Raw genomic sequence first — 26,302 nt, 5'->3', positions numbered from 1 at the left:
CTAAAGTGGTCATAAAAATTCGCTCGGACTTTAGTTCTCACTACGAACCAAGGTGACGATCGGCGCTCGATCGCACTTGGTACCACCGGAACAAGAGATGGTAAAATTCTATCTTGTTGTTGGAAGAGGGCGAATTTTTTATATTCTAGATAAGTCTCGTCACAATCAGGAGCCAATAGGGAAAAATCATGAAACATTCACTTGTACGAACAGTGGTCGCACTGGCAGGTTCAGCAATTTTAACACTTGGCGCGATCGGTTCGGCTAAAGCATTTACTTTTGACGAAACCGAAATTAACCAAGACCGAGTAATTGTCATCGCCCAACCCCGCCCTTCCGGCGGCTACCAATTGCTAATTCTAGAACAAGTCTCTGACGCGCGAAAATGCTGGAGCGAAAGTGGCTCTAATCCCGTGAAAGTCGATCCATTATTAGTTAGTTTTGATTTCACCGGTATTTGTGGCCGCGCAACTGACAGCAACGGCTTTTCAATTCGCATGGCAGGCACCGATTTAGCATTAAAATATACCCTAACTTTGGAAACTGTTGATGGCAATGTTCTACTAATTGGAACTCCCGTAGATTACCAAGGTAAATCGGTGGTTATCGGTCGCACAAACGGCGATGTTAACGACTTCATGAAAATCAGTCTCGATCCTGCTTGGCGCTTGAGTAAAAGAGCTTACCAAGGCCGCACATTAGGCCACTTTTATTTCACTACCAATCAATCCGCACCGGGAGAAATTGGCAATACCGGAGGCAATACCGAAGCAATACCGCAGCCAATACCGCAGCCAATACCAATACCAATACCGCCACCATTACCGCAGCCATCATCGCAGCCATTACCGCAGCCATTACCGCAGCCATCACCGCAGCCATCACCGCAGCCATTACCGCAGGAAATACCAATACCGCAGCCAATACCGCAGGAAATACCAATACCGTAGGCAATACTGGCTTTTCTACAATTCGGAGATAGCTACCGATGATATCTACGCTTCCGAAATTAAAGAAGCTGTGGGCTTTGGGTTTGTAGCCCGGTTTTCTCAACATAATACCTTTCGACCGCAACTTGCTTTTACCAGAGAGCACTTGGTATCTTTAGTATTGGAATCCTGGAAAGGAACACAAGATGCTATATCACATTTCCTAGCAATGTTTCTATCCGTCCCTATAGCGATGTTGATATTGTCCGCTGGAGTGCCTGAAAAGTTCTATTTGCGCGGGAAAACAAGATAGTTAGCGGTTATCAAGATGGAACTTTTAAACCTACGCAGTCCGTCACTCGCGCTGAATTGATGGCGGTGATCCGTCGAGCGGCGGAATTTGGTTTCTCTGCCCGGGGAATGAACCGCGATTGAGTTGCTAAAGAACCGTCTAAAACTTTTTCAGACACTCAGAAGTATTGGGCTGCTGCTATTTTTGCTCAAATGTCTTCTTATTGTTCTGTTGCTTCTGCTCTTAACGAAATTGGCGATCGGTTGGCTTTCGATGATTCTGCAAAGCGGAATTACGCGGCGGTGGCTACTTGGCGGATGCTGAAATGCGTTAAGGCTCAGTAGGGCGAATTAGAGCCCCGACTTCTTCCAGAAGTTGGGAATCTGAGTATATTGCACAATTACCTCATTTTTTGGTTAATAGTTATATGTTGTACTCTTGTCAAGAACGGGCAAGATGCCCGTTCCACAAAACTTGATTGTATTGTGGAACGGGCATCTTGCCCGTTCCTAAACAAGTAATTGAGAATGGTGCAAGATATCAGTTAATCAGGACTTTAGTCCTTACTACAAACCAGTCCGTAATCAGGACTTTATTCCTCATCATATCGTTTCCTTCCGTTGCTTCTTAGAGGGCTTTTTAGGAGTTTTCGGGACGGGGATGGTCTCGGATTCTTGCTGTGCGATCTCTGGGGTTACTTTAAACAAGTCATTTAAGGAAAGTTTTTGTTGCGATTCAAGTTCGTTTAGCAAGTTTGATGCTGTTTCTAATATTTGTTTTCCCTGTCTGACTTGAATAGTAGTTTTATTTTCGATCGCATCTAGCAACACAAAAATCGAGACTGTTTGCCAAATATCTAAATCGTCGCCGACGACATCGCAAGCAGAGACAATTTTGCCGTTTTGTGGGGCGTGAATTCCTAAGCCGGAATCTTGAATTAACGGCTGAATTTCTGCTAGACTTAAATTCGCAAGGTCGCTAATTTTATGTTCGAGGGATACTAAATCTGCTAAATCTGGTAAGTTGACCGATTCTGCGGCTAAAGCATCGAATTTAAAGGTAAGAGTTTGATTTAAAGGATCGGAAATGGCATAAATTGATTGAATTTGCGATCGACTAACCGCACCTTTGTCGAAAAAATCTCTACCCTGCGGGGCGATCGCAATTTGCCCATTTTCCGCCACCTCCAAGCTTTCCAAACTAACCAGAGTCGTCGCCGTAGTCTTCACAAAAATCTCGTCTAACCCCAGCAAATCCGCCAATTCCTTCAAAGTTGGCGCAGGTTCAAACTCAACACCCGCCCGCAAAATGAACTCTTCCAACACGTTAAACTCGCGCGGTTCGCTAACCGCCACCTCCAGCGGAGTTTGGCGGATTGCAAAGCGGAATTGACGCGCCGCCAACACTGACAAACCCGGATTTTGTTGCTCAATTTGTTCGGCTAGCGAACTTAAATTCGAGTCTATTGGTTTAGTTGAGGACGCTAGAAACATCTACAAAACCTCCGCAGTGACGCACCGTTTTTGAAACTTCCTGATACATTTTTCCCACTGTACCTGTTTGTTGGGTAAATAAATCGTGGCAACCGACAACAATTAGCAATTCTTGAGCGCGGGAAAATGCCACATTCACCCGTTCCGGTTCCTTAGCAAATCCAATATCGCCCCTAACATTATTGCACACGGTGCTGACAATAATTACAGGTCTTTCCATGCCTTGAAATATGTCAACCGTACCAGTGCGGATGCTCAATGCAGGGAATCTTTCGCCTTCGATTCTGTCTTTAATTGCATTTAATTGAGCAGCATAAAAAGTGATAATTCCGATTTCTTTCGGTGGTTCACCCTCGGCAACTTTGGGCTGCCAAGCTGTCTGCATTTGTTCGCACAAACGCTCGATCGCATCAATCTCCTTGACATTCAACCGCGAAGTACCCTGTTTTTCCTCTTCAAATCCTTGTCCGATGGGCGTTTTCACCCAGAGAATGTGATTGTTTTCTTGAATGATTCTACCTGCCAGGTTGTGGGCGCGCTTGGTGTCTGCTTCCTGAATGCCACAGTTGAGTTTTTGCTGGTAAAACTGATTGATTGCACCCATGATTTGCGGGTGCATTCGATACTGAGTTGTCAGCATTTTTTTGATGCTGTCGCTGGCATTTTCAAACAAAACTTTGAACAGCGATTCTTTGATAAAGCTAAGTTCGTCTCCGGTACAGCCGATGTCTTCGGCAATATCGTCGATCGTACTTTGATTAAACATCGGCGGCAATTGCCTGTGATCGCCCACTAATACTAACTTTCTGCCTTTCAAAGCGGGAATTAATAACTCTGGGGGAGTGCATTTGCTAACTTCGTCAATGATGACTGCATCAAAGCTGGGAAAGTTTTTAGTAAAATCGAAGCTAGCAGCCTGCACGCAAGTAATGCCGATCACGTTGGCATTGTCAATATAAATTTGCTTTAAATCGTTGCGGTCTTTTTCTGATGGATTGCGGAGTTTGTGAATCCAATCTGTTACAAAGTTTTGAGAACGATTTAGTGCTGTTTCTTCTTGTTCTAATTTCCGCTGCCAAGTTTTGAATAAACGCTTAATTTTGTTTAAAAAAGCTATGCTGAATAATCCTGTATTCGGAACTTCTGGCTGATATTGAGTCGGGATAGTTTGCCATGCTGACTCCCACCAATTTCTCTCAACAAGTAATGCTGCAGTCGGTTGCTGCTGTTGTAGTTGAGCGGTAATTTCGCTCAATTCTGTTTGAAGTTCGGCGAGTTGCTGCTGCGAAGTTGCAGCCGCAATTTGCAGCGGGGATAAATGCTCGTCAAGAGTGTTTTTGATTGTCTCCAAAACCCCAAAAGGGTCGAGGTCAGCAATGGATTTTTCAAGCTGAATTGTGCTTGCTTTCCAAGCCTCAACTTGCTTGACAAACTGCTGTGGTTGCTCCCAAATATTGGATTTTTGGGCGAGATATTGTTCGGCTAAAATCCGCAATTTTTCAGGTACGTTTGGCTGTTGGAGAATTGCTTGCAACAAATTAGTAACTTCGCTAATTTTTAAATTCGCCTCTTGCTGCGCTGTTTCTACCTGAAGTTTAGCGGCGGATATTTGCTGCTGGTTCAATGTTTGACCGATTTTATCTAATAACTGTTGCTGTTTGATAAGCTGCTGTTCGGTTTCGGTTTTCAGGGGAACCACGCACTGACGAGCATTTGCGAGGATACTGTGCAGCAATTCTTTGACTAGGCGATCGAAGGTAGCCTGGATATGATTTGGGTGCAAGGATTCACTGTAAAATTGTTGAATGCTACCTAAGAAAGTGCGAGCTTTTTCGATGATAAATTTGCGCTGACTTTGGCTGACTTGGGAGTAGCTGGCGAAGTCTTTGGCGAGTTGTTGCCACTGTGTACGATCGCCCGCAGAGAGCACGATCGGCGTTTGACTCAAATTTAGGTGCAAAAACTCGCTAAACCGGAACTGTTGCCCTTGTATGTCCTTAAAACCTGCGCTTTCTTCGTGGGATATCGCCTTTTGCAACCGATCCAAATCGGGCAAATTGATTTTGCATTTGGGCGGCACGATCGGCAATTTGAGCGATCGGGCAATTTTCAGCAATCCTGCGGGCAATTCTACCATATCATCCGTGAGCATTGCGCCCGTTTCCCAGCAAGTTTTCACGACTTCATAGAGCCCCGTATCCGCCGTCTCGATCCACTGTGCAACGGCGACGACAACGGCTGCAATTTCCGCTTTTCGCAGTTCCAAATTCTTGATTTTCTGTTCGAGATTGTGGCGGTGTGTCTGATTTTGCCGATCGCCCAATTCGAGTTGATTCACAGCCTCAGACATCTGCCGCGACACCCGCAACGCCTCCGCAACTGCCGACATAGCGTGACAAACATCATCAGCGCGATCGAATGCTGTCTTAAATTCCGATATTTGCGCTGCTACAGTTTCCTGCAGCCAAACCGCAATCCCAAACGCGCCGCAAGCAGGGCGATCGAAGCCGATTTGAGTAGCATAGCTGGTGGCAATACGAACATTGGCCATAAAGTTTTCTACTAAAACATTGCCTTCTGAATAAGGTTTTAGTCGGGGCATAAACTCGGCAACTTCTGGAGATTCCCAGTTGATTTTCGGGGCATCCAGCAAATTTTCTAGCCCCCTAAGTAGGGATTCAATCTCGCTTTTTTTGGTTAAAGCCTCTTCATAAGCTGCTGCTTGCTGACTGCATTTTTCCTCTATATTTGCTTTACTGTCGTGCAGATGTTTGAGCTCATTGAAAAAAGCTCTCTCAGCGGCACAGTATGCGGTAAATCGCTCTGATTCTGCCACCAACTGCCGCAAAGATTTGACATTAGTCAGGCGCTGCGAGAGCTTTTCTTCGCAGTCAGTCGCCGTATTTTGCAGCCAAGTGCCGATCGCATTTTCCTCTAAAAACGGCTGCCCTTCTTCCTGCACCTTATGAGCTTTTCCCTTCCGCAAAGCCCGAATCGCCGGATTGTGTACTAACCGACTCAAAGCATTGTCTACAGCCAAATTTGCTTGCGAAGCAATGAGCGTTTTGCCGCCCTGACTGGCAATTTGATAGCAAATCTCCGCAATCACAGTCGTTTTGCCAGTTCCCGGCGGGCCTTGAATCAAAATTAAATCCCGTGCCGAAAGCACCGTTTCTACGGCGGCAAGTTGGTCGTCATTAGCATTGCGATTTAATAAGTTTTCCCGATCCAATTTAATCAGTTTTTCGGGCAGTCTCGCCTGGGAAGAGTCGAATAAAAACTCACTCAAATAGGGATTTTGAGCGCGGCCATCTGTCAGCATTTTTAAAGCTTTCTTCTTTCGTTCGATCTGACTGATATCGCCCGCCGCCTCAAAATATAAGAATCCTTGTTTGGGCAGTTGATATCGGCCGCCCGCCATGCGAGAGCCTAAATCTACATCTAACTTAATCCGTAATTTACTATGTTCAAAGTCAATTTCAGCGATGCTACCCAATGTCTCTCCATCGCGGCTGCTTCTGCTTCCGGGCGGCGAATCAAACAGAATAATTTCTTCATTTCGCGCCTTTTTTAGCCTTTCGCGAAAGTCGCCCAATTCTAAGAAATTTTCCTCGTAACCGTCAAGAGTTGCGGAATTACGCTCAATTTCAAAAGTGACGATTTTGAAGCCGGAACCGTAATTGTGCCCTCGGAAAGGCACGCAAAATTGACGCGCTTCCGCGATGCGTTTTTCAACATTTAAAAAAGTGTGCCAAACTTTTAGCTGTTCGGTAGTCGGTATGTGTCTATGGTCCCAAAAGGGCATTTGTTGGACGCGGGCGATCGACTTTACAGGAATTGGCGATCGACTGTTAGCCAAAAGTCGCAACTGAACCGGCAAAGCATACCCATCTTTCCTCCCTCTGGGAACCGCCACCAAACCAGCATCCAGCAGTTTTAAACCGCCGATTCCGTCTTCACACCGTACAGTTGCTAACAACCGCAAAGTGCGATCGGCTTTTTGCAACAATTGAGGTAATTCAAAATCATCTCCATCCGTAGCAAGCAGCAATTCCCAGATTTCTTCTTCAGAAAATCTCTCATTTACCTTTTGGCGACGGACGTAGAAAAGATTGTGGGATTTGCCAGCTATCTCCGACATCAAAATTTCCGCACGCTCTCTACATTCCCAATCGCAATATTTCCCTAAAGCCGCTTCTCCTTCTATATCCCGAATAAACTTATTAATTGTGCGATCGCCACTAAATTTATATCCCCAATCTTCTGTTACTAAAGATGGCATATTTTGATTTTAGATTTTAGATTTTAGATTTTAGATTTTATCTTGGATTTAAGATTAGCACATCGGAACTTGTACCGACAGAACCGCTACATCCAAAAAAAAATTAAGGTGTGCATTGCACACCCTACGACCATCGCAAATTACCGTACAGGCGACAGGCGATCGTATTAAACAGTTTAGAATCAAAAGGGCGAACGATGGGACTTGAACCCACGAATGGTGGTACCACAAACCACTGCCTTAACCACTTGGCTACGCTCGCCGTATCAGTTTTAACTATAGCATCAGATCTCAGCACAAGTCTAGGGGTAGGGCAAAAATATTTTGAAATATTTCTGAGCGTCCCTCAACCGGACAGATCGATTGTGCCTCAAGTTCCAAGCACAGTAAGACTATAGCACTATTTTCGCTCTGCGCGATCGGCAATTATCTCGCCCCCAGCAGTCATGCGGCCTGGGTTCGGTAGCTTTGGCAGCGTTCCGATTCGGCCCAGCGCATTAAAATAGCCTTATCAGCCCAGGCGCATCTAAATTTTACAGTCCAGTTTGATAAAACTCACATCTTGCACCCTTCTCAAGAACAGGCAAGATGCCTGTTCCACAAAGAATGAATTTCTTGTAGGGTGGGCTCTTCTAGCCCGCCCCTAAAAGCCTTATTGAGAATGGTGCAACATCTCAGATGAAATGCTTGTGGGGTTTCCCGCCCGCCCGAAAAATACAACACAAGAAGCGGGACAGCTTATCCCACACTGCATGAGTTATCAACCATCCCTCTTCTCTCTCTTCTCTCTTCCCTCTTCCTTCGCGTCGCTTCGCGTCTTCGCGGTTCGTAAAAAAAACTCTTCTCCGCAATCCAAAATCTAAAATCTAAAATCTAAAATCAATATGAGCTACTGTGTGAACCCTGAATGTCAAAATCCTCACAACTCCAACGCCGCACAATTTTGCTTAAACTGCGGCTTTAACCTGGTGCTGAGACAGCGATATCGCCCGATTGAACTTTTAGGTAGAGGCGGATTTGGTAAAACTTTCCTAGCAATTGATGAAGACATCCCATCTCTACCCCGCTGTGCAGTCAAGCAATTTTATTTTTACGACCGCGACCCCAAAATTTTTAACAAAGCCGTTGAATTATTTCGGCAAGAAGGTGTCCGTTTAGACGAACTCGGAAAACACCCGCAAATCCCTACATTATTAGCCTGCTTTGAACAAGAAGGTCATATTTATTTAGTTCAAGAGTTTATAGGGGGATCGACTCTTAAACAAGAATTAGACAAGAGTGTATACGATGAAGAGCAAATTTGGCAACTGCTGCAAGACTTATTGCCAGTGCTGCAATTTATCCATGACAAGCGCGTCATTCACCGCGACATCAAACCCGAAAATATTATCCGCCGACAGTCAGACAACAAACTCGTATTGATCGATTTCGGCATTGCCAAACTGCTGACTGATTCAGCCATGCTTCGTCCAGCAACGCTCATTGGCAGTCAAGATTATGTAGCTCCCGAACAAATGCGCGGCCAAGTATTTCCTGCTAGCGACCTTTACAGTTTAGGTGTTACTTGCATTCGCCTAATGACGCAAGTTCCTCCCTTGGATATGTACGACTGCAACAACGAGCGCTGGTGGTGGCGTGAGTTTCTCCCCAAAGCCACGAGTATTAGCGACGAGTTAGGTGAAATTTTAGATAAATTGTTGCAAACTCATCTCAATCAGCGGTACAGTTGTGCTGCGGAAGTTTTGGACGATATCCAAGCAGCTTTAGATATTCGTCATCAAAATTTGCTTTCGCCCAAAAAGCCGATCGCTCCTGCTCTCGGTAATAGCGACAACTTAACCGAGATCAGCGCGCTACAAACTTCTGATTCTCCAATTTTACCGACTAATGCCGTCGCCCATTGTGCAGAAGATTTTTCCTTATCTGTTACTTCAAATACTTCAAATATCGAGCCAACTCTAATTTCTGCACGGGGAGTTGATTATACCAAACTGCGAGATTTTTTGTCTAACAAAAAGTGGAAAGAAGCCGATCGCGAAACTTGGGGCTTGATGTGTCAATCTCTTTCCCAGCCACCGGAAACTCAGCTAGAAATAAGCCAAATTTACCAGATACCCTGCGAAGATTTGCAAACAGTCGATCGCCTTTGGCTGCACTACAGTCAAGGTCGGTTTGGATTCAGCGTCCAAAAGCAGATTTACGAAAGCGTTAAGGGAGACTATATCAGATTTTGCGATCGGGTCAACTGGCAAGCCTACAATTCTACTACTACTTTAGGGCAGATTAAATTTAATCAGCAAGCACCAATCGGACACCTCCCATCTCGCAGTTGGGTTGGTGGCATTCAGTGGCTGCGGCATCTCGATGCCCTGTCTGCAAAATTAACCGAGTGCGACAATAATGCCGCGTGTAAATTGTAGTATTTATACCGACTAACTAGCTAAAATTTTAACTTTAAACTCTACCTGAAAGCAGAGAAATTTATCGCGAGAGATGTATCCATTGACCGAGGCTCGGTGCGATCGCTTGTCGCACAATGGATTCTGAAGGCGAACACAGATAAAGTCTGCGATCCTGAGACACAACAGAATTAAAGAGAGGTATCAATCCATGTTTTTTCACAAAAAACAATTAATGGCTGCGGTGACTGTAGACGAAGCCAACCCCCGTTTTGCCCAATTGCTGCTAGAACAGTTTGGCGGAGCAACCGGAGAACTGACAGCAGCTCTGCAATACTGGGTGCAGTCATTCCACTGTGAAGATGCAGGGATTAAGGATATGCTTCAAGATATTGCGCTCGAAGAATTCAGCCACTTAGAAATGGTGGGTCAACTCATCGAAATGCACACCAAAAACGTTGACCAAACAGAAGCTTACAAAAGCACTTTGTTTGCGGTGCGCGGCGTAGGCCCACACTTGTTAGACAGCCAAGGTCAAGCTTGGACGGCAGCTTATATCAACGAAGGCGGGGAAGTGGTGCGCGATTTGCGCGCTAATATCGCTGCGGAAGGAGGAGCTCGCCAAACCTACGAAGAGTTGATTAAACTAGCACCGGATATGGGAACGAAAAAGACGCTGCAGTTTCTGCTGACTCGCGAAATTTCTCACACTCAAATGTTCATGAAAGCTTTGGAATCGGTGGGCAAACTCACCGATCCGATGTTCGGCAATATTCCCCCCGATTCCACTGTGGATCTCTACTTTAACTTGTCCACAAATGGCAAGGATGAACGCGGGCCTTGGAACTCGGAACCTACTTTCCAATACATTGCCGATCCCGCTCCCAAAGCTTAATTTGAGATGTGTGTAACCTGGGTGGCGAGTGAAGATTTAAGCCCAGTGTTAAGTAATTTTTAAGCCGCGCACCTTCTTTTGTAAGGTGTGCGGCTTAGAAACTTTAAGCCCAGTGTTGAGTAATTTTTAAGCCGCGCGCCCTAGAATATGGAACTTTTGTGTTGAGTAATTTTTAAGTCACGCGCCCCATGATGTTACAATTATTTGAAATCCCGATCGAACATTAACATCAAATCCATATTGAAATTGCGCTCATCCACCTATTTATTAGTTTCTCACGGCAGCCGCGACCCCAGACCCCAACAAGCTTTGGAAAACCTAGGTCAACTGCTGTCTCACAATTTGGCTGACTCCTTCCCCGCAGTAGCAACCGCCACCTTAGAACTCGGACCCGCACCGCTGCACGAACAAATTTGCAGTTTTGGCGAACGTACCCTGTCGCTGGGAGTGACAGAATTGCAAATCCTGCCTGTATTTTTATTGCCCGGAGTTCACGTCGCCGAAGACATACCGGCAGAGGTGGAACTTGCCCAAAAAACTTTTGGTGACAAGCTAAAAATTGAATTGCGCCCGCATTTAGGTTCCCAAAAAGCAGGCTTAACACAATTGGTAAAAAGTCAGATGCAAGAGGTGACTTTTCTCCCCAATCTGCTATTGCCAAAATGGATTTTATTATCTCACGGCAGCCGTCGCCCCGGAGGTAACTCGATTGTTGAGGAAATCGCCAGCAAACTAGGCGCACAGACAGCTTATTGGTCAGTAAAGCCGAGTTTGGAAGAGCAAATTGAGAGTTTGGTTCGTGGTGGACAGCAGCAAATAGGGATTGTGCCATACTTCTTATTTAATGGAGGAATTACAGATGCGATCGCCAAAAATGTCGCACAGCTAAAGCAGCAATTTCCTGCGGGGGAACTTCATCTCGCAAACCCTCTAGGCCCAAGTGTAGAATTAGCAGACTTAATTAGGGATTTAATTCAAAAATGAACCGCCGAGGCACAGAAGAGGTAAAGGAAGAAAGAAAAATGTCTTTAGGAAAAGTGTATTTAGTAGGTGCGGGACCCGGAGATCCGGGTTTGATGACCTTGAAGGGAAAAGCTTTGTTAGAGTGCGCGGATGTGGTGATTTACGACGCTTTAGTCAGTCCTCAAATTTTGGCAGCAATCAACCCCCAAGCAGAACGAATTGATGCCGGAAAACGCAAAGGCCGTCACTCGTTAATGCAAGATGAAACAACTCAGTTAATGATAGAAAAAGCTGGAGATAATGCGATCGTAGTTCGTCTCAAAGGCGGCGATCCGTTTATCTTCGGTCGCGGCGGCGAAGAAATGGAAGAGTTGGTAAAAGCTGGAGTGTCAGTAGAAGTCGTCCCCGGCGTAACTTCTGGGATTGCGGCCCCTGCTTATGCGGGAATTCCTTTAACACACCGATCGTACAGTTCCTCTGTCACCTTTGTCACCGGTCACGAATCAGCGGGAAAATATCGACCGGAGGTAAATTGGCAGGCGATCGCCCGTGGCTCGGAAACCATTGTAGTATACATGGGAATCCACAATTTGCCTTACATTATCGGCCAGTTGACCGCAGCCGAATTGAGTGCAGAAACGCCCATAGCGTTAGTGCGCTGGGGAACGCGGCCGGAACAAGAAGAATTGATCGGAACTTTGGGTACCATTGTAGAGCAAGTTGAGGCAGCCGGATTTGCAGCACCTGCGATCGCGGTAATCGGAAACGTCGTCAATTTGCACTCAATATTGTCTGGCTGTCGGCCAGTTTCTCAGACTGTAGGATAAGCGCAGAAATTGCCCCTAAATCCTCGTAGGGTACGCCCTGCCTACCCTACTTACTACTTTTGATGCGTCTGTGCTGATGACTCAACGCGCCACCTGCCGCATATATTCCCCCCACAACTGAGCGGCATTTGCACTACCTCCCCCAGTCGGAGAATTATCATCATTTCCCAACCAAACTCCTGTCACCAGTTGCTGGCTCGGAATATAACCGACAAACCACAAATCTCTATTATCATTAGTTGTGCCTGTTTTTCCAGCTTCTCCCAACCCCAAAGCAGCACTGCTGCCCGTACCTCCCCGCACAACACCTTGCAGCATATCAGTCATCGTATCCGCCACGGCTTCAGAAACTAACTGCCGATTGGCAATGCCATCTTTTTGATAGTCATAAATCACTCGGCAACTGTTAAAATCATTTCTATCTTTGCAATCGCTGCTGTCAATAATTCGCTTAATTACGTGGGGACGATTTCCCAAACCCCGATTGGCCAAAACCCCGAAAGCACCCGTTAATTGCAACACATTAACTTCACTTTCACCTAATACTAAACCCGGGTTAGAACGCAGTTCAGAAGTAATCCCCAAACGCCTAGCCATTTGCACTACATCTTCTAAACCGACATCCTGTGCTACTCTTAATGCAATTGCATTTTCCGACAACGCCAAGCCGCGATACATATCCACACTGCCGCTGGTTCTTTCGCAGCCGCTGTAACTTTGTCCCCCCCAGGAAAGGGGGGCGCAAGAATAAGTTTTCTCGGCTGAGATTCCCCGTTCCAGGGCGGCTGCATAGGTGAAAATCTTAAATGTAGAACCGGGCTGTCTCAAAGCTTGAGTAGCCCGATTAAACTGACTTTTCAAATAATCTACGCCCCCAACTAAAGCTAAGACTTCTCCGGTTGTACTATTGAGAGTTACCACAGCTCCTTGAGAAAAACCTGCACTGGCTCCCGCATTTTCAACAGCATTTCTGAGGGAACTTTCCGCCAACTTTTGCAGACCGGGATTCAAACCTGTTTCTACAATAAAATTGCCTTCTCGGGCTAACTGTTCCCCCAGCAAAAACTCCAATTCGTCAAATACATAACTGTAGAAATAAGGAGCGATGGTACTTTGCAAAAATTCGCGAGCTTTGGGATTGATCTCAATTCGCGATCGCCTCGCGCGATCTGCTTCTTCCTGAGAAACCGTCCCCAGTGCCCGCATCCGTTCGATCACTCGATCGCGGTACTGCACCGCCAATTGATAATTTTGAATCGGATTAAAACTGTTTGGCGCCGGCAAAATGCCCGCCAAAGTTGCCGCCTCTGACAAAGTTAAATCCTTCGCCGATTTGCCAAAATAAAACCGAGACGCATCCTCAAAACCGTAAAGGTCAATTCCTAAGAACACCCGATTTAAATAAGTCAGCAACAGCTCATCTTTGCTGTAATAAGTCTCCAGTTTAAAAGCAACTACGGCTTCCCGCAACTTGCGTCCTGCCGAATCTTGAGTTCCCACATAATCTCGAAACAAACTCCTCGCTAACTGCTGCGTCACAGTGCTGCCGCCTTCGCGAATTCCTCCCCCGCGAACATTGGTCAAAAGCGCCCGCAAAACCCCCAGCGGATCGACCCCCAAATGCCAATTGTAGCGGCTGTCTTCCGAAGCAAGTACCGCCTTGGATAAATAAGGCGAAAAATCCTGCAATTTTTTTAATTCTAAGTGAGCGTTATTCTGAGGAGGACGCAGGGGAGTTTGCCCGTCGCGCGCGTAAACAATCACGGGGCCATTGATACTTCTCGGCAGAGGCCGCACTTGAAACTTTGTCGATTCCATCCCTACCAACACGGCAATCAAAGCGGTTATTCCGCTGACGCCGTAAAAGCTGTAACGCACCAGTTCCAAATACCAAGGCGGCGGATATACGTACTGAATTCTGACAGCGGCGGCTAGTTCCGGCGGCCCTAAAGTGAACACGTCTCCGTGACGCAGGGACATACTTTTAACTCGCCTTTTGCCGCTGTAAATGCCGTTGGTAGAGTCTTCATCTTTGATGACAAAAGGAGTCCGCCGCCGAGTATCCCGCGACAGAGATAAGTGCACGTGACTGACAACGGGATTGCGAACTACAATATCTGAAGATTTGGACGATCGACCTAACAAATATCGATCGCCTAACAGCGGATAAACCTCAGCTTTAGCTGCACCCGCATCCTGTACCCACAGTTCGGGTACTTTGGCGTTTGGTTTCAGCGCTAGCTGGTTAAAATTAACCTTGGCAATAGTCTGGACTGCTTGGGTAATTGCACCCAAGACGGTTTGAGGTTTGCGGGGCGGCGGCGGTGGGGTCATATTTCGCTGTGCACTACAGTCGAGCGATCGGCTCTTGCACCATTCTACTCGCAACTTTTGGCTAATTTCAGGATCTGCCCCACAGAAGGAGGCTATCGTCGGCTAGTGGCGATCGATTTTGCGGTGATTGGTGAACCCGCTCGGAATCCGTTTATTGAGCAAATCTCTACCCAACCACAAAAAATCCCGCTATCACGAGAGAATTAAAATATCATAAACTTGCCCAAACATCAACACTTTAAATCAAATTTATCCCTAATTTACCAACACACTTTAAGTAATTAAAACCCCCCTTGAAAAAGGGGGGTTAAAAGCCGAAAATCGGCTTAATTCTCCTTACATCGAAGAACCCAAACCGGCATAAGCACCGTAGAAGAAAAGGCTCACAATGCTCAGAACACCGAGACCTGCGACAGTAGCTACCAGCCACAAAGGAATTCTGCCACTTTCACTAAACATAGCTATCACCTCACTAATTCACAGCTAAACACATTCGATCGAACTATCGAAAGCAAACTCAGACACCAGTTAGTTAAAGAAATAACTGGAAAACAAAATACCCAGAGTAAAAATCAGCAACAAACCCAAATACAAAGAAGTCCGGTTTAACTCAACAGGCTGCTCGTTGGGATTAGGAAGGCGCTCAGGCATTGTAAACTCCTATCGTTGAATAAATTGCATTGCTGCGATCGCGCCCAAAAAGAAAATTGTTGGGACACCTAAAGTATGAACTGCCAACCAGCGCACCGTAAAAATAGGATACGAAATTGGCTCATTATTTGGGGTTCTGCTCGTCATTTTTCCAAATCCTTGTTAAATTACTTGGCAATGAACTGATCTACTTGTTTCTTAGCTTCAAAGCGATCCGAGATAATCGGCACTTCTTCCCGCTGCGGTGTGAAATACTGGTTAGGGCGAGGAGTTCCGAAAGCATCGTAAGCCAAACCCGTTTGCACAAACAGCCATCCAGCAATAAACAAAGCTGGAATGGTGATGCTGTGAATTACCCAATAACGGATACTTGTAATAATGTCCCCAAACGGACGTTCTCCAGTTGTACCAGCCATTTAGAATCCTCCTTTCAACAACAAATTGACAGACAATCTCTATTACTATTCTACTATCAAGCAGCTTGTGCTGAACCTTGATATTTAAGTAAAGTACCGCTCGCGCCGATCACAAATCCGCGATCGGGGCCCATAAAGACAATCCTGTAAAAATTAGCGGGAACATCTTCTACTTCGCGGTCTTTTAGCCAAGTTTTCCCGCCGTCCAAACTGCACAGCAAATTGCCGCCGCCGCCGGCTACCCAAACTTCATTATCAGTCCGGTAAGCCATGTCCAGCAAACCCCAACTCGCTTTGCGATCGGGAAAAAACGGTTTTCCCCAACCGTCAGGATTGGACGGGTCGCTAAACTGAATCTGACCGCCGCGGGCGAGCATCCACAAACGCCCGTCCTTGGTAAAGCCCATATTTTGCAGGCGGCGAGAACTATTGCGGTTGTGAGGTTCCCAAGCTTGTTGTCCGGGTTTCCACACCGAGTAGAAATTGCCCTTCGAGGAAACCGCAACATACTGCCCGTCTTCAGAACGGTTGATATTGCGAACTACCCCAAAAGAATCCTGCACGACAGCTTTCCAATTTTTGCCACCGTCGGAAGTCCGGTATATCGCCCCCACATCTGTCGTCATCTCGGCGGAATTCGGGCCCAAAGCTGCGATCGTACTCGGAGAACCCGGCAACTGACTGCTCAAAGCAATCCGCGTCCAAGACTTGCCCTCATCGTTCGTGTGGAGCAAAACTGAAGGCTGGCCGACAATCCAGCCTTCGGAACCAGAGAAACTCACCGACGCAAAACGCGACCTCGGATCGTCGATATCCAGTGCTATAGACTTCCAGCTAGTGCCACCGTCAAGGGTTTCGAGCAAAGTCGCCTCAGAACCCACAACCCAGCCGTGCTGAGAATTGCCCGTAAAGGCAATATCCTGCAAATTAGCTTCCGTCGGCAAGGAAATAACTTGCCAGGGGTTGTAACTCACGGAACCGATGGTGCTGCAACTCGTACAGATGAGGGCAGCGGCCAATAACATTACAATTCGTTGCCAAAATCTCACAATCGTTTTACTGCAAACCATACATACTAAGTAACAACAAGAAACCAACGACCAAGCCGCCAAAAATCAGCAAACTTTTCTGACCTTCGGTCATGCCGTTGACACCGACACCGTAGCGCTGATTTGCCTTAAATCCCGATACCCCTTCCATCTGACCGAGATTTTGAAACACCGATTTGCGTGCCCCGCAAACGGGACAGACCCAAGTTTGGGGCAAATCTTCAAAAGCCGTGCCCGGGGCAATGTCATTTTTAGGATTCCCCTTTTTCGGATCGTAGACGTAGCCGCAGGCGCGGCACTCGTGCCGATCGAGGGTCTTAGTCTCAGTGGCTCGATCGCTCATAGCTCCAAAAGAGTAGGTAAGCTAATCTTAAAATATACATTAAAAATTATTGCAGAAGATGGACGATCAATCTCAACCAACTCGTAATTTTAGCTACCCAAAATCTATATAATGTAACAGACAAGTTACAGAACCCTTTCACCTAGGCAGTAATTATTCACCGTGTTTGCACTCAGCGGCTACGAGTATTTCTTAGGCTTCCTGTTAATTTCCAGCCTAGTTCCTATCCTCGCCCTCACGGCGTCTAAGGTACTGCGCCCGAAAAGTCGTCCCTACGACCGACGCACTACCTACGAATCTGGCGTCGAGCCGATCGGCGGAGCCTGGATTCAGTTCAACATCAGATATTATATGTTCGCCCTAGTCTTCGTCATCTTCGACGTAGAGACCGTCTTCCTCTATCCTTGGGCGGTTGCTTTCAACCAGCTAGGACTGTTGGCTTTCATCGAAGCCTTGTTTTTTATCACGATCCTCGTTATTGCTCTTGTCTATGCATGGCGCAAAGGAGCCTTGGAATGGTCTTAAGTTCTGACAAATCACAAAAAGCGCTGATCAACCCTGTCGAGCGCCCCGAAGTCACATCCCAACTCTCAGAGAACGTCATCCTGACAACAGTGGATGACCTCTACAATTGGGCGAGACTTTCGAGCCTGTGGCCGCTGCTTTTCGGCACCGCCTGCTGCTTCATCGAATTTGCAGCTTTGATCGGATCGCGCTTTGACTTCGACAGATTCGGCTTAGTACCGCGATCGAGCCCCCGGCAAGCCGACTTGATCATCACGGCCGGCACCATTACCATGAAGTACGCCCCCATCTTGGTGCGGCTGTACGAACAAATGCCGGAACCCAAATACGTCATCGCGATGGGCGCTTGCACCATCACCGGCGGAATGTTCAGCATGGACTCCACCACAGCAGTCAGAGGCGTTGACAAACTGATTCCTGTAGACGTGTACATCCCCGGCTGTCCCCCCCGCCCAGAAGCGATTATTGACGCAATTATCAAACTGCGGAAAAAAATCGCCAACGATTCCATGCAAGAACGGGCCAGATTGCTGCCCACCCACCGCTACTACACCAGACCCCACAAAATGAAAGTAGTAGACGACATTTTGGACGGCAAATACTTGTCTATTCCAGGCCGGATAGCGCCGCCGAAGGAATTGACAGAAGCAATGGGAATGCCAGTACCGCCGGCCCTGCTTGCAGGACAAAAACAGGAGGTAAACCGTGGCTGAGACAGAATCTGCAATTGTTGAAGCCGGGAAGGTTTCCCAGTGGTTGACTCAGAATGGCTTTGAACACGAAGCTTTAGCGGCCGATAATTTGGGCGTGGAGATATTAAAGGTCGATCGAGAATTCTTAATTCCGATGTCAACAGCACTGTATGCCTACGGGTTTAATTATATGCAGTGCCAGTGCGCCTACGACCAAGGGCCCGGACAAGATTTAGTCAGCGTCTACCACTTGGTTAAACTGACAGACAATGCTTCCAAGCCTGAAGAAGTCCGCGTCAAAGTATTCGTACCGCGCGAAGATCCCAGAGTGCCATCAGTCTACTGGATTTGGAAAGCAGCCGACTTTCAAGAGCGGGAATCCTACGATATGTACGGCATAGTCTACGAAGGACATCCGAATCTGAAACGGATTTTGATGAACGAAGATTGGGTAGGCTGGCCGCTGCGGAAAGATTACATTTCCCCTGATTTCTACGAATTGCAAGACGCTTATTAAGGAAATTTTGAGTTTTTAGCTCAAAATACAGTTAGTTATTTTGCACCCACTTCTTTAAGGAGTGGGTACATTTTTTTGTGCGTTTTTTTTTGAAATGTCGATCAAAAGTTTCTGGGATATGATGAAAGTGTGTCCGTCACGTTGCTACATTTTTGATGTCTGTTTATGCCCAAAAAGATTAGAGAACTCAAAAGCCTGTTGCTAAAAGCTGGGTTTACTTATCGTTCGGCAAAAGGCAGTCATACAAGATGGGTTCATCCTTTACTACCTAATGAACCAATTACCATTGCTGGAAATGATGGCGATGATGCGAAACTGTATTTAGAGAGAGAAGTTAATCGAAAAATTGGAATATTGAAAGCAATTGAAGAAGAGGAGTCTGAATCATGAAATTACCTTATATAATTGTTATTCAATGGTCAAATGAAGATAACTGCTACCTAGTTCACTTACCTGATTTTCCATCTCAGCAGTTCCACACTCACGGAGATACCTACGAAGAAGCTTTGCAGAATGCAGTGGAGGTATTAGAGCTTTTAGTTGAAGAATATCAGGCAGATGGTAAATCTCTCCCAGCACCTAAAACTTTAGTACAAAACTTGCTGTTTGCTTGAGCATAGATTTGAAGTCATTGAGCATGATTCGGAGATTCCGAGATTAACAACCTGCTATCCTCTGTAGTGCCTGGAGGTAATAAGAGTGGCAAAGAATACAATTAAATTACTAGATGTCGTTGCATTGACAGTTGACCTTCCTGAATACAATCTGTGGCGCGGACAAGTAGGGACTGTGGTTGAACTGTTGGCTGATGGTGCAGCGTTTGAAGTTGAATTTAGCGCTCGCAACGGACGCACTTATGAATCTGTCGGGTTGCATCCAGAGCAAATCATGGTGTTGTACTTTGAGCCAGCATCACCGGATCGCAAACCCGAAATGGTTACAGCATAAGTGGCAAAATAACTTGCTGACTTTATAAAAAATTGGATTTCAGGTTGATAAGTGAAATAGCTAATAAACCTGCGATATTTAATGATACCGTTTAATTGGTCAGCAAATTAAATAATCTGGTGGTTCATCAAAATGACGACTCTGACCGTAGAAATTCTTTGTTCTGAGGCGGCAATATTTTCAGCCGCCGAGTCTCAACACCCAGAACCTTTGCTTTACGGCATCACAGACGGAAAGGCTGTTGGGACATATTTGGAGCAAAAGTTCAGACTCTACCTCAAGCAGCAGTATGAATTTATAGATGGTAATTCAGCAAGCGGCATCGATTTTCCAGGGATATTAGTTGACGTGAAGGTAACAAGCGTTAGGCAACCGCAGTCGTCATGTCCTTTCAAATCTGCACGGCAAAAGATTTTTGGGCTGGGATATTCACTGATTATCTTTGTTTACGAAAAGACAGACAACAGTACGATCCGAACTGCAACGCTGAATATTTTGCATACAATTTACGTGAGTGCGGAAAGAACAGCAGATTTTCAAATGACCCGTGGAATTCGTAATATTTTAGACAATGAAGGCAATAAAGATGATTTGCTTGCTTTCATGTTTGACAAAAATTTACCTGTTGACGAAATTGAAGCAGGTAACATTGCAGACGAAATACTGAGAAACCCACCACAGCAAGGTTTTTTGACGATTTCTAATGCGTTGCAATGGCGACTTCAGTATGGAAGAGTGATTGAGCGTGCTGGACAACAGGAAGGGGTTATCGCAGTTTATCAATCTAACCGATGAGTTCCAACGATCGCAAAACCAAACTAGAATATGGGGATTTTCAGACACCGCTGGAATTAGCCGAGATGGTGTGTCGGAAATTGATAGAACTTGATGTTAACCCCAAAGTCATCATTGAGCCAACTTGCGGGATAGGTAATTTCATTAAAGCTGCTGCAAATTTGTTTCCATCCGCCAGCAAGATTATCGGGGTTGAAATCAATCAAAGTTATTTAAGAGAATTAAGAGCTAAGCATGAATTGTTACAGGATGAAAGATGTGAGGTTAAGCACGGAGATTTTTTTGAGTTTGACTGGACATCATTAATCAACTACTTTAATCATAGGGTGCTGGTACTTGGCAACTTTCCTTGGGTAACCAACTCACAACAAGGAACTATTGGCAGTGAAAACTTGCCTAAAAAAAGTAATTTTCAAAAGCACACTGGCTTAGATGCACTAACAGGTAAAAGTAACTTCGATATCTCAGAATGGATGCTGATCCATGCGATACAATGGTTGCAAAATCGTGACGCCACTCTGGCAATGCTTTGCAAGACTTCCGTGGCCAGAAAGTTATTGAGCTACATTCATTCAAAAAAACTTAATCTCGCTAGCTGTGCAACTTACACAATAGATGCTAAAAAGTATTTTGGTGCAAATGTGGATGCGTGTTTGTTATACTGCAAGTTTGACTTAAGTTCACAAAACTACTTCTGCGATGTATTTAGCAGTTTAGAAAGTTCTGAAGGTCATCGAATCGGATATCACAACAATCTCCTGGTTAAAGATATAGATTCTTTCAATAAATTGAGTAATTTATATGCTGTAAATTCAGGAACCAAATGGCGATCGGGCGTCAAACATGACTGCTCGAATGTGATGGAGTTTCGGAAAATTGATAATTTGTTTGTCAATGGATTTGGGGAAGCTGTCGAGCTTGAGGAAACTTATCTATTTCCGCTACTTAAAGGATCGGATGTCGCTCAAAATCGCATTAACGCCACAAACCGCTATATTTTAGTAACTCAAAAATTTATTGGCGAGTCAACCGAACCTATCAGCCAGATAGCTCCTAAAACCTGGCGCTATCTGGAGGAGTGCGGACAATATCTAGACAATCGCAAAAGCAAGATTTATCAGCACAATCCTCGGTTTTCTATTTTTGGGGTTGGCGATTATAGCTTCAAATTTTGGAAGATTGCAATTTGCGGGCTTTATAAAAAATTGGATTTTAGGTTAATCGGTGAAATAGCTAATAAACCTACGATTTTTGATGATACTGTTTACTTTCTCAGCTTTGACAGCGAGAGAGTTGCACGTAAAACTTTTGAGCTTTTGAATTCATCGCCAGCAATTAACTTTTATTCATCGATGGTATTTTGGGATGAAAAGCGCCCGATCAAATCCAGCATTTTAAATTGTCTTAATCTAACATTGCTGGCAGATTTGGAATATTTAACTGCAGATGCACGCAGATAAACGCGGATGAGTACACTTCAATCATTCCGCAAGGCTGCGATCGGATCTAAGCGAGCCGCATTCCGAGCCGGCAATACTCCAGCTAACAACCCGACGGTAAAAGACAGCCCAAAACCTGCTGCGATCGACCATACAGAAACCACAAACGGAAATTTGAACGCTGTCGAGGCCCCAAAGGCGATCGCAATTCCCAACCCAATACCCGCCGTTCCCCCCACCGTGGAAACTAAAATAGATTCCGCCATGAATTGAATGAGAATTGCTGCATTAGTAGCGCCTACCGCTTTGCGAATTCCGATTTCCTTAGTGCGTTCCACAACCGACACCAACATAATATTAGCAATACCGATGCCGCCAACCACCAAAGAAATTCCGGCTATCGCTCCGATCATAACCGTAAATAAACCTATCACATTGCTAAAAGTATTAACGATTTCAGCTTGATTTACAACTCGAAAATCATCCGGTTGTGGCGGATAAATATTGTGGCGCAAGCGCATGATATTTTCCACTTGAAATTGAGCATCCGCTAAATCCGCTTCGCCCGCAGTTTCCAACCAAAAACCCGATATCGCAATCCCTGCTAAAGAATTTCTCCCCACAATCCGCGAAGACATATTTTTGAGGGGAATATACACTCGATCGTCCTGATCCGTTCCCCCTACAGACCCCTTGCTTTCCATCACTCCAATGACCTTGTAGCGGTTTCCCTGAATGCGAATATCGGAGGATAGCGGATTAGCTCCGGCTCCAAAAAGTTCGTCCCGCACCTTAGAACCGAGGACAACTACTGGCTCAGCAGCATTCAATTCATCCTCGTTAAAAAACCGTCCTTCTTGGGGTTGAATGTTCTTCACATCTGGATAATTTAAATCTGTTCCCAAAATAGCAGTAAATGAATTTTGTCCGCCATAAACCACTTGCACTTGGCGCTGCAAATAAGCCGAAATAGCCTTAACTGCAGGAGCTTGTTTGCCGATCGCCTTAGCGTCATCCCAAGTCAGGGTAGTAGCAGAACCGCTTCCCTGACTGACACCGCCCGATCGCGAAGCGCCGGATAAAACCAACAGCACATTTGTACCCAAAGCCTTTAACTGTTCTTCAGTTGATTTTTGTACTCCTTGTCCCACAGAAGTAATGGCAATTACCGAAGATATCCCAATAATTACGCCCAGCATAGTTAAACTGGTACGCAACTTATTATTCCACAGCGCCTCTGTCGCCATGAACGCAATTTGAACGTTAGAGATTTTGTTTGTGCGGGGGCGAGTCTGTAATTTCATGTTATTATTGATTAGGCATTGGGTATTGGGCAGTGAGCCGAAAAGCATAGGCAATTAAAACCTTATTCCTTATTCCTTCTTCCTTTTCCTCCTTCGCGCCCTTCGCGTCTTCGCGGTTCAATAAAAAAATCAAAACCCTAACGCAAGCGCGTTCCCCCACCCGGTTGCAAACCCGGAATCCCGCCCGACGATGGATTTTGGGATCTAGGCCGCAATCCGGGGGGTAAACTAAGCAGCACTTTTTCATTTCCTTTCAAGCCAGATCGCACTTCCGTCTTGTCATCCACCGTCATACCAGTCTTAATCGGCATAAAAGCAGGTTTACCATCTTCTCCACCCGCAACAAAAACCCCCGTTTCCCTTTGTTGGCGGACAATTGCCGCAGTCGGAACTACCAAAACATTTTTGAGTTCACCAGCCTTAAACTCCACATTCACATTCATTCCCGATCGCAGCATTTGTTTATCATCATTAATAATTGCCGCTTTTACCTCAAAACTTGTCACATTTTGCTGGACGATCGACTGAGGCGAAATTTGAGTGATTTTACCTGCAAAAGTCTTTCCCGCAAAAGCATCGGCTTGAATAGATGCAGCCTGGCCGATCTTAATCTCAGAAATATTAGTTTCTGCTACGTTTGCTACTAATTGATTTTTTGAAGCTAAGGACAAAATCGAAGAAGAAGTCGCCGAAGAAACCGCACTACCTGCAGTCGTGGGAGTCACAAAAGCGCCCGGATCGGCGTACTTGCGGGTGACAGTGCCGGTGAAAGGAGCCCGCAGCACAGTGTCGTCGATCAGCGCTTCAACGCTTTGCAGGCTGCCTCTAGCGGCGAGAACTTGGGCGCGGGCTTGGGCGATGTCTTCCGGGCGAGAACCGGCTTCTAGCAGCGCCAAAGCTTGCTGTTTTTGCTCGACGGCGGCCTGGGCTGCTGCGATTTCTTCGGGGCGTGCGCCCGATCGCGCCAGGGCCAAAGCTTGCCGTTTTTGCTCGGCGGCGGCCCGCCCCGCAGCGATGTCTTCCGGGCGTGCGCCCGATCGCGCCAGGGTCAAAGCTTGCCGTTTTTGCTCGACAGCAGCCCGCGCCGAAGCGATTTCTTCAGGGCGAGTACCCGCTTGCAGCAAAGCTACAGCTTGTTCAGCTTGCCTGACTTGCGTTTGAGCTCGATCGCGCGCGGTGCGGGAGTTGTTCACAACTTGCAAAGCAATGGCGCCGGCATTATAGAGTTCCTGATTTCTCTGAAAGTCTTCCTCTGCTTGGTTTTTGGCGTATTCGGCATCTCTGAGTTTGGCAATTGCTTGGGCGATGTCTTCAGGGCGATTGCCTTTAATCAATTTTTGTAAATTTGCCTGTTGTTCAGCTAGTTGTGCCTCGGCTACGGCAATATCTTGGGTTCGATTGCCGTTGAGCAATTTTTGCAACGTTGCCTGTTGTTCAGCTAACGCTGCCTCAGCTACAGCAATATCCTGGGTTCGATTGCCGTTGAGCAATTTTTCCAGACTTGCCTGTTGTTCTGCTAACACTGCCTTAGCCACAGCAATGTCCTGGGTTCGAGTGCCGTTGACCAATTTTTCCAGGTTTGCTTCTGCGGCGGCGAGTTGTCCGCGAGTTTGGGTAAGTTGCCCTTCGAGGTTGGAGTCGTCCATGTAGGCGAGAATCTGCCCTTTTTCAACCTTATCTCCTTCCTTGACAAGCAAACTTTTGAGCATTCCTGAAGTTTTGGGGCTGACGTTAACGGAACGTTCGGGCACAATTGTGCCGTTTGCCGAAATTGTAATCGGCAGGTTCACCCTTTCGACAGCAACGGTTTTTTCCCTGCGTCTGGTTTCGCGGCTGGATTTGACTGTGAGTTGGCTGTAAGCTGTGTAGCCGACTCCTGCAAGCAGGGAAGCGGCCAGGAGTCCGCTGAGCCACGGAGTCAGCTCTTTTTTAATCTGAAAGTGCTTTACTAAGTACATATAAATTAGACCTGATGGGTCTGTCTTGAATTTAGACCGATCGGGAACACAAAAGGTTCAAGAGAAGTCTGGTTATATTTTTTCTGTTGTAGCGCAGGTATCTTCGGATAATCAGGACATCAGCTACGATTAATTTAGAATCTCGATCGATGAGGAACGCAGACATGAGCATTCAATTAGAGTTGCCGCCGGAGTTATAAAGTCAACTGTCTACTGAAGCTTTGCGGCTAAACCTGCCTTTATCTGAGTACATCCTACGTGTTTTATCGATCGGACAAGTTCTGAACAACCCACCTAAAACTGGAGCAGAGCTTGTTGCTTATTGGCAAAGCGAAGGAGTCATCCACTCACGACCTGATATTATCGATAGTCAAGTACACGCTCGAAACCTGCGCTCGCTAAAAGATGTCAAATGGGTTATATATTAGAGAACAACAAAACCCAGCACTCAGCCAAACGTAAATAATATAACTTTAGATGAGGTGTTTATGAGTAAAGACAATAATCAAGAGCAAATAAAACAGGAGTCAATGATCAGCGGTTCCATTGAGGAAAACAAAAATTCCAGAAATTGGTGGATCGAAATTATTTCATTCATAGCAATGGGTTATTTGATATTTAGCCTGATTAGCCCAATATTATTTGAAGAAAAACGACAACCTCGAAAGATAGAAGCTCCTGATATTATACTTATTGCTCTTGTATTTTTATTCAACTCTGGATTACTTAACAGATTAGAGGATTTTGGTGTTTCTAAGGATGGTGGCGTTACCGCTAAGTTCAAGCAAATAAAGCAAGAAATCAATGAGCAGAAAAAACAAATTGATGAGCTTCAAGCGCAACAATTAGAACAACTAGAAAAACAACAAAAAAGTTTAGAAGAAACGCAAGCTTTTATGTATAATTTCTTGCTTGGTGATAAGGATTATGAAAAGATTGACCAGCTTGACAGGCATTCTGACACAAAGACTAATTATGACTTTTATGTTTCAGATAGAGTTGGTGATGAGTTAAGGCGTTTACGAGATTTGAAATTGATTGCGACGAAATCTGGTTATATCAGTGATATAGTTCGAGCGAGTGATTATGGGAAACGATCAATCAATTTGACCAAATATCTTGATGTTACAGATTTAGGCAAAAAATTTTTGGTAACACGTGAAACGTTACAATCTCAAAATCAACAAGAAATGAAAAAGTCTGAGGAAAATCCCAAAGTTGAATAAGACACTTATTTCGATTGTTGTGTCA

The 26,302-nt window shown here is 45.7% G+C and carries 27 protein-coding genes and 1 tRNA gene; 16 read left to right on the top strand and 12 right to left on the bottom strand.

Translation table 11 applies throughout. The features are described 5' to 3' along the window. The first annotated feature begins 188 nt into the window (after window positions 1–188). The 3 genes from QUA71_RS03320 to QUA71_RS03310 all read left to right on the top strand — a co-directional run bounded on the left by QUA71_RS03320 (window position 189) and on the right by QUA71_RS03310 (window position 1,565). The gene (locus QUA71_RS03320; protein ID WP_333282122.1) at window positions 189–950 is read left to right on the top strand and encodes a DUF3747 domain-containing protein; all 762 of its coding nucleotides are present in this window, start codon (window positions 189–191) and stop codon (window positions 948–950) included. Between the two features lie 288 nt (window positions 951–1,238). After that, on the top strand, window positions 1,239–1,364 hold the full coding sequence (locus QUA71_RS03315; protein WP_333282268.1) for an S-layer homology domain-containing protein: 126 nt from the start codon (window positions 1,239–1,241) through the stop codon (window positions 1,362–1,364). A 69-nt stretch (window positions 1,365–1,433) separates the two neighbouring features. Further along, window positions 1,434–1,565, top strand: coding sequence for a hypothetical protein (locus QUA71_RS03310; RefSeq protein WP_333282121.1), 132 nt, complete (start codon window positions 1,434–1,436; stop codon window positions 1,563–1,565). A gap of 258 nt (window positions 1,566–1,823) precedes the next feature. On the opposite strand, the gene QUA71_RS03305 is transcribed toward QUA71_RS03310, so the two are convergent. The 3 genes from QUA71_RS03305 to QUA71_RS03295 all read right to left on the bottom strand — a co-directional run bounded on the left by QUA71_RS03305 (window position 1,824) and on the right by QUA71_RS03295 (window position 7,258). After that, window positions 1,824–2,714, bottom strand: a complete 891-nt coding sequence (locus tag QUA71_RS03305) for a hypothetical protein (RefSeq protein ID WP_333282118.1) — start codon at window positions 2,712–2,714, stop codon at window positions 1,824–1,826. After that, a complete protein-coding gene (locus QUA71_RS03300; protein WP_333282116.1) occupies window positions 2,692–6,996 on the bottom strand; it encodes an AAA domain-containing protein in 4,305 nt (1,434 codons plus the stop codon). Before QUA71_RS03300 ends, QUA71_RS03305 begins: the two co-directional genes overlap by 23 nt. Before the next feature lie 189 nt (window positions 6,997–7,185). Continuing rightward, window positions 7,186–7,258 (bottom strand) — tRNA-His (locus QUA71_RS03295). A 622-nt stretch (window positions 7,259–7,880) separates the two neighbouring features. On the opposite strand from QUA71_RS03295, the gene QUA71_RS03290 reads away from it, so the two are divergent. From QUA71_RS03290 to cobA, 4 genes are all read left to right on the top strand, one after another. Continuing rightward, window positions 7,881–9,416 (top strand): serine/threonine-protein kinase, encoded by a 1,536-nt coding sequence (locus QUA71_RS03290; RefSeq protein WP_333282113.1) that lies wholly within the window; start codon window positions 7,881–7,883, stop codon window positions 9,414–9,416. A 190-nt stretch (window positions 9,417–9,606) separates the two neighbouring features. Further along, entirely contained in the window at window positions 9,607–10,290 is a 684-nt protein-coding gene (locus tag QUA71_RS03285; RefSeq protein WP_006635510.1) for a manganese catalase family protein, read from the top strand. Between the two features lie 240 nt (window positions 10,291–10,530). Then, entirely contained in the window at window positions 10,531–11,274 is a 744-nt protein-coding gene (locus QUA71_RS03280; RefSeq protein WP_333282110.1) for a sirohydrochlorin chelatase, read from the top strand. Beyond that, the gene (cobA, locus tag QUA71_RS03275) at window positions 11,271–12,080 is read left to right on the top strand and encodes a uroporphyrinogen-III C-methyltransferase (protein ID WP_333282107.1); all 810 of its coding nucleotides are present in this window, start codon (window positions 11,271–11,273) and stop codon (window positions 12,078–12,080) included. The genes QUA71_RS03280 and cobA overlap by 4 nt, the downstream gene beginning before the upstream one ends. An 81-nt stretch (window positions 12,081–12,161) precedes the next feature. Here cobA and QUA71_RS03270 read toward each other — a convergent pair whose 3' ends face one another. The 7 genes from QUA71_RS03270 to QUA71_RS03240 all read right to left on the bottom strand — a co-directional run bounded on the left by QUA71_RS03270 (window position 12,162) and on the right by QUA71_RS03240 (window position 16,873). Next, the gene (locus tag QUA71_RS03270; RefSeq protein WP_333282104.1) at window positions 12,162–14,414 is read right to left on the bottom strand and encodes a transglycosylase domain-containing protein; all 2,253 of its coding nucleotides are present in this window, start codon (window positions 14,412–14,414) and stop codon (window positions 12,162–12,164) included. A 336-nt stretch (window positions 14,415–14,750) separates the two neighbouring features. Beyond that, complete coding sequence (locus QUA71_RS03265) at window positions 14,751–14,873, bottom strand: photosystem II reaction center protein J (protein ID WP_006635506.1); 123 nt, start codon at window positions 14,871–14,873, stop codon at window positions 14,751–14,753. A 69-nt stretch (window positions 14,874–14,942) separates the two neighbouring features. Then, window positions 14,943–15,065: a photosystem II reaction center protein L gene (locus QUA71_RS03260; RefSeq protein WP_006635505.1), complete on the bottom strand. Its 123-nt coding sequence runs from the start codon at window positions 15,063–15,065 to the stop codon at window positions 14,943–14,945. 9 nt (window positions 15,066–15,074) lie between these two features. Continuing rightward, complete coding sequence (gene psbF, locus QUA71_RS03255) at window positions 15,075–15,212, bottom strand: cytochrome b559 subunit beta (protein ID WP_006635504.1); 138 nt, start codon at window positions 15,210–15,212, stop codon at window positions 15,075–15,077. A gap of 20 nt (window positions 15,213–15,232) precedes the next feature. Continuing rightward, window positions 15,233–15,481, bottom strand: a complete 249-nt coding sequence (gene psbE / locus QUA71_RS03250) for a cytochrome b559 subunit alpha (RefSeq protein WP_006635503.1) — start codon at window positions 15,479–15,481, stop codon at window positions 15,233–15,235. 56 nt (window positions 15,482–15,537) lie between these two features. Beyond that, the gene (locus QUA71_RS03245; RefSeq protein WP_333282101.1) at window positions 15,538–16,551 is read right to left on the bottom strand and encodes a photosynthesis system II assembly factor Ycf48; all 1,014 of its coding nucleotides are present in this window, start codon (window positions 16,549–16,551) and stop codon (window positions 15,538–15,540) included. Next, on the bottom strand, window positions 16,538–16,873 hold the full coding sequence (locus QUA71_RS03240; RefSeq protein ID WP_333070731.1) for a rubredoxin: 336 nt from the start codon (window positions 16,871–16,873) through the stop codon (window positions 16,538–16,540). The genes QUA71_RS03245 and QUA71_RS03240 overlap by 14 nt, the downstream gene beginning before the upstream one ends. Before the next feature lie 162 nt (window positions 16,874–17,035). On the opposite strand from QUA71_RS03240, the gene ndhC reads away from it, so the two are divergent. The 8 genes from ndhC (at window position 17,036) to QUA71_RS03200 (ending at window position 21,810) form a co-directional block, all read left to right on the top strand. Then, a complete protein-coding gene (gene ndhC, locus QUA71_RS03235; protein ID WP_006635500.1) occupies window positions 17,036–17,398 on the top strand; it encodes a photosynthetic/respiratory NAD(P)H-quinone oxidoreductase subunit C in 363 nt (120 codons plus the stop codon). After that, complete coding sequence (gene ndhK / locus QUA71_RS03230) at window positions 17,389–18,111, top strand: photosynthetic/respiratory NAD(P)H-quinone oxidoreductase subunit K (RefSeq protein WP_190661736.1); 723 nt, start codon at window positions 17,389–17,391, stop codon at window positions 18,109–18,111. Before ndhC ends, ndhK begins: the two co-directional genes overlap by 10 nt. Continuing rightward, entirely contained in the window at window positions 18,104–18,607 is a 504-nt protein-coding gene (locus QUA71_RS03225; RefSeq protein WP_172190238.1) for an NAD(P)H-quinone oxidoreductase subunit J, read from the top strand. The genes ndhK and QUA71_RS03225 overlap by 8 nt, the downstream gene beginning before the upstream one ends. Before the next feature lie 165 nt (window positions 18,608–18,772). Continuing rightward, window positions 18,773–18,997 carry a type II toxin-antitoxin system HicA family toxin gene (locus tag QUA71_RS03220; RefSeq protein WP_006635497.1) on the top strand — a complete coding sequence of 75 codons (225 nt, stop codon included), beginning with the start codon at window positions 18,773–18,775 and terminating at the stop codon, window positions 18,995–18,997. Next, complete coding sequence (locus QUA71_RS03215; protein ID WP_332967673.1) at window positions 18,994–19,221, top strand: type II toxin-antitoxin system HicB family antitoxin; 228 nt, start codon at window positions 18,994–18,996, stop codon at window positions 19,219–19,221. The genes QUA71_RS03220 and QUA71_RS03215 overlap by 4 nt, the downstream gene beginning before the upstream one ends. Before the next feature lie 85 nt (window positions 19,222–19,306). After that, window positions 19,307–19,555, top strand: a complete 249-nt coding sequence (locus tag QUA71_RS03210) for a DUF4926 domain-containing protein (RefSeq protein ID WP_333282097.1) — start codon at window positions 19,307–19,309, stop codon at window positions 19,553–19,555. A 132-nt stretch (window positions 19,556–19,687) separates the two neighbouring features. After that, window positions 19,688–20,350 (top strand): restriction endonuclease, encoded by a 663-nt coding sequence (locus QUA71_RS03205; protein WP_333282094.1) that lies wholly within the window; start codon window positions 19,688–19,690, stop codon window positions 20,348–20,350. 80 nt (window positions 20,351–20,430) lie between these two features. Continuing rightward, window positions 20,431–21,810 carry a class I SAM-dependent methyltransferase gene (locus tag QUA71_RS03200; RefSeq protein WP_333282091.1) on the top strand — a complete coding sequence of 460 codons (1,380 nt, stop codon included), beginning with the start codon at window positions 20,431–20,433 and terminating at the stop codon, window positions 21,808–21,810. Between the two features lie 17 nt (window positions 21,811–21,827). Here QUA71_RS03200 and QUA71_RS03195 read toward each other — a convergent pair whose 3' ends face one another. Both QUA71_RS03195 and QUA71_RS03190 read right to left on the bottom strand, forming a co-directional pair. Then, window positions 21,828–23,093: an ABC transporter permease gene (locus QUA71_RS03195; protein ID WP_333282088.1), complete on the bottom strand. Its 1,266-nt coding sequence runs from the start codon at window positions 23,091–23,093 to the stop codon at window positions 21,828–21,830. A gap of 137 nt (window positions 23,094–23,230) precedes the next feature. After that, on the bottom strand, window positions 23,231–25,051 hold the full coding sequence (locus QUA71_RS03190; protein WP_333282085.1) for an efflux RND transporter periplasmic adaptor subunit: 1,821 nt from the start codon (window positions 25,049–25,051) through the stop codon (window positions 23,231–23,233). A 488-nt stretch (window positions 25,052–25,539) separates the two neighbouring features. On the opposite strand from QUA71_RS03190, the gene QUA71_RS03185 reads away from it, so the two are divergent. Beyond that, entirely contained in the window at window positions 25,540–26,277 is a 738-nt protein-coding gene (locus QUA71_RS03185; protein ID WP_333282083.1) for a hypothetical protein, read from the top strand. Window positions 26,278–26,302 lie beyond the last annotated feature (25 nt).

It is taken from the genome of Microcoleus sp. MON1_C5 (assembly GCF_036701875.1).
Taxonomy (GTDB): domain Bacteria; phylum Cyanobacteriota; class Cyanobacteriia; order Cyanobacteriales; family Microcoleaceae; genus Microcoleus.
Note: the sequence above shows the minus strand (reverse complement) of the source record. Positions and strands in the feature narration are given on the sequence as shown.

Excerpts from the sequence above, each read along its gene's own strand:
- QUA71_RS03320 (WP_333282122.1), top strand. The coding sequence starts at position 189 with ATGAAACATTCACTTGTACGAACAGTGGTCGCACTGGCAGGTTCAGCA.
- QUA71_RS03310 (WP_333282121.1), top strand. The coding sequence starts at position 1,434 with ATGTCTTCTTATTGTTCTGTTGCTTCTGCTCTTAACGAAATTGGCGAT.
- QUA71_RS03305 (WP_333282118.1), bottom strand. The coding sequence starts at position 2,714 with ATGTTTCTAGCGTCCTCAACTAAACCAATAGACTCGAATTTAAGTTCG.
- QUA71_RS03300 (WP_333282116.1), bottom strand. The coding sequence starts at position 6,996 with ATGCCATCTTTAGTAACAGAAGATTGGGGATATAAATTTAGTGGCGAT.
- QUA71_RS03290 (WP_333282113.1), top strand. The coding sequence starts at position 7,881 with ATGAGCTACTGTGTGAACCCTGAATGTCAAAATCCTCACAACTCCAAC.
- QUA71_RS03285 (WP_006635510.1), top strand. The coding sequence starts at position 9,607 with ATGTTTTTTCACAAAAAACAATTAATGGCTGCGGTGACTGTAGACGAA.
- cobA (WP_333282107.1), top strand. The coding sequence starts at position 11,271 with ATGAACCGCCGAGGCACAGAAGAGGTAAAGGAAGAAAGAAAAATGTCT.
- QUA71_RS03270 (WP_333282104.1), bottom strand. The coding sequence starts at position 14,414 with ATGACCCCACCGCCGCCGCCCCGCAAACCTCAAACCGTCTTGGGTGCA.
- QUA71_RS03265 (WP_006635506.1), bottom strand. The coding sequence starts at position 14,873 with ATGTTTAGTGAAAGTGGCAGAATTCCTTTGTGGCTGGTAGCTACTGTC.
- QUA71_RS03260 (WP_006635505.1), bottom strand. The coding sequence starts at position 15,065 with ATGCCTGAGCGCCTTCCTAATCCCAACGAGCAGCCTGTTGAGTTAAAC.
- psbF (WP_006635504.1), bottom strand. The coding sequence starts at position 15,212 with ATGACGAGCAGAACCCCAAATAATGAGCCAATTTCGTATCCTATTTTT.
- psbE (WP_006635503.1), bottom strand. The coding sequence starts at position 15,481 with ATGGCTGGTACAACTGGAGAACGTCCGTTTGGGGACATTATTACAAGT.
- QUA71_RS03245 (WP_333282101.1), bottom strand. The coding sequence starts at position 16,551 with ATGGTTTGCAGTAAAACGATTGTGAGATTTTGGCAACGAATTGTAATG.
- QUA71_RS03240 (WP_333070731.1), bottom strand. The coding sequence starts at position 16,873 with ATGAGCGATCGAGCCACTGAGACTAAGACCCTCGATCGGCACGAGTGC.
- ndhK (WP_190661736.1), top strand. The coding sequence starts at position 17,389 with ATGGTCTTAAGTTCTGACAAATCACAAAAAGCGCTGATCAACCCTGTC.
- QUA71_RS03220 (WP_006635497.1), top strand. The coding sequence starts at position 18,773 with ATGCCCAAAAAGATTAGAGAACTCAAAAGCCTGTTGCTAAAAGCTGGG.
- QUA71_RS03215 (WP_332967673.1), top strand. The coding sequence starts at position 18,994 with ATGAAATTACCTTATATAATTGTTATTCAATGGTCAAATGAAGATAAC.
- QUA71_RS03205 (WP_333282094.1), top strand. The coding sequence starts at position 19,688 with ATGACGACTCTGACCGTAGAAATTCTTTGTTCTGAGGCGGCAATATTT.
- QUA71_RS03195 (WP_333282088.1), bottom strand. The coding sequence starts at position 23,093 with ATGAAATTACAGACTCGCCCCCGCACAAACAAAATCTCTAACGTTCAA.
- QUA71_RS03190 (WP_333282085.1), bottom strand. The coding sequence starts at position 25,051 with ATGTACTTAGTAAAGCACTTTCAGATTAAAAAAGAGCTGACTCCGTGG.
- QUA71_RS03185 (WP_333282083.1), top strand. The coding sequence starts at position 25,540 with ATGAGTAAAGACAATAATCAAGAGCAAATAAAACAGGAGTCAATGATC.